The organism is Ligilactobacillus ceti DSM 22408, from assembly GCF_000423245.1.
Lineage (GTDB): Bacteria > Bacillota > Bacilli > Lactobacillales > Lactobacillaceae > Ligilactobacillus > Ligilactobacillus ceti.
Map to the genome: position 1 here is coordinate 1 of NZ_AUHP01000006.1, position 1,932 is coordinate 1,932.

Consider the following 1,932-nt stretch of genomic DNA (forward strand, 5'->3'; position numbering starts at 1 on the left):
TAAAAATATATAACGCTCAAAACCTTTATTTCACTAAGTTTCTAAGCAGTAGTATTTTTGTTAATGTCTATTCCCATTCGACACCTAGCTATCAATATATGACACTATATTTTATTTTTATATACATTTTTGTTACTATTTTTATAAGTGTTATATCTATTGTTTTATAGTTTTAAAGTTTTTGGTATCAAATAGGTATCACGAAATTTTTATTCAATTCTACATAATGAAATAGGCACAGAAGAAATCCCCTCTGTGTCCATTTCCTAGTTTATCAATCTTCAGTTGCTTCTTTTTCTCGTCTGTTTAGTTCTTCTTCAAATGCTTCTAACATAACTTGTTCAATTTGAGGATCTTTGTAATCTTTAGGTAAATCTAAAGGATATTTTTTAATAAGTTTCTTTAATGCTTCTGTAAAGTTTCTTGTAACGTACTTTGCATCAATTTCATCAATAAATGATCCTAATATACCATATTCATCTCGAGTCATATGTTCCATATATTGTGAGAACTCATTCAAATCTTCCCTAGATTGCAACAAAGTCATAATTTCTTTTATTTTAGAAAAATACGCATAGTCATTCATCGGATCTACATGATTTGCCTCATATAATAATTGTTTCATCTTTTCTTTATTGTACATTATTTTTTTCTCCTATTATTCTTTTTAGTCAGTTGATTGTAATCCGGACAAATTGTACTTGGTATATGTTTATTCTGCGAATCATCAGCATTTTCCCAGCTTTCATCATGAGAATTTAAGCTAGCAGCAAATTCAGCCTGAAATGATCTATCATTATAATTTTTTTTATTAGATGAGTAAATTCCAGGTTCTTTAATCCATGATATACCAAAAACTACATATCCTCTTTGGCTAAAATCAAACACCTTATATTGAATTCCATTATCACAAAATTCTGCTATAGATGTAGTTGATGAGTATCTTAAATATTTCTGATTTAAATGTTTTTGATTATAAAAACCATCATTATAATATCCAATAATTTCCTCTTCACAATTGGCTGCATTACATCCAATAGCCAATGCATATTGTTCATTTTCAATATTAAGCGTCAATTCATATTCATCAGTAACATATTCACATTCATAATTATATTCATTTAATTGATGTATATTGCAAGATACAATATGTTCATTATTATCTACTGGCAATTTTATAGTCAAACTATAAATCGCTTCAACATCAGGAAAACAAATACTTACCTCCTGTTCTTTAATTTTATATGAAACTTCTTTGCCATCAAGATACGTCTTAAGCTCCCCAAACGGAGTTATTAGTTTTCCATCTACAATATCATTTCTATCTTCTTGTATTTTTATAGCCTTAACTTGTTCAATATTAATTTTACACTCTCTGTTTAACTCTAAAAACACTGTACCATCATTATCTAATATATTTGTTAATCTTCCCTTTGTATAAGCAGTACTTGATACCATTCCACCTGGAGTTTTAATATATTTAGGAAGTTGTTTATTTAAGGCTAATTCAACCTTGTTATTTAAGTATTTTTCAAAATATTTTCTTCTCATAAAAAAACCTTTCAACACAAAATCTATTTCAAAATTAAAATGTAATATTTTTTAATAAATATTCAACTGCAACAATCGCTTTAATGCCCTTTTACATTCCTGTTATAAGTTCTCCCGATCTCGCTTTTTATTTGATTTAAGACTAGCAACATAATTCCCAGCTCTTTTTATTTCTTTTGCTGACCAAGACTTCGGACACCTAGCTTATCCATTTCATTTACAAGTTCTTTTTAATTTTTCTTTATGATTGGCTACACTTCCAATTCTCGCTCCATTCGGCAAAGTTTTTAATATATTAATACTACATATATCGCTGCTATTCAAATAAGAGATAATATGGAAACTCGAAAAAAATTAGTCAATAAATCAAAAAAAATAATA

Annotated in this window: 2 protein-coding genes; both read right to left on the reverse strand. The window is 27.6% G+C overall.

Annotated elements, in window-relative coordinates; translation table 11 throughout:
- Positions 1-274: 274 nt before the first annotated feature.
- Entirely contained in the window at positions 275-643 is a 369-nt protein-coding gene (locus tag G540_RS0100465) for a hypothetical protein (protein WP_027106384.1), read from the reverse strand.
- Positions 643-1,551: a hypothetical protein gene (locus G540_RS0100470; protein WP_027106385.1), complete on the reverse strand. Its 909-nt coding sequence runs from the start codon at positions 1,549-1,551 to the stop codon at positions 643-645. Before G540_RS0100470 ends, G540_RS0100465 begins: the two co-directional genes overlap by 1 nt.
- Positions 1,552-1,932 lie beyond the last annotated feature (381 nt).

Excerpts from the sequence above, each read along its gene's own strand:
- G540_RS0100470 (WP_027106385.1), bottom strand. The coding sequence starts at position 1,551 with ATGAGAAGAAAATATTTTGAAAAATACTTAAATAACAAGGTTGAATTA.
- G540_RS0100465 (WP_027106384.1), bottom strand. The coding sequence starts at position 643 with ATGTACAATAAAGAAAAGATGAAACAATTATTATATGAGGCAAATCAT.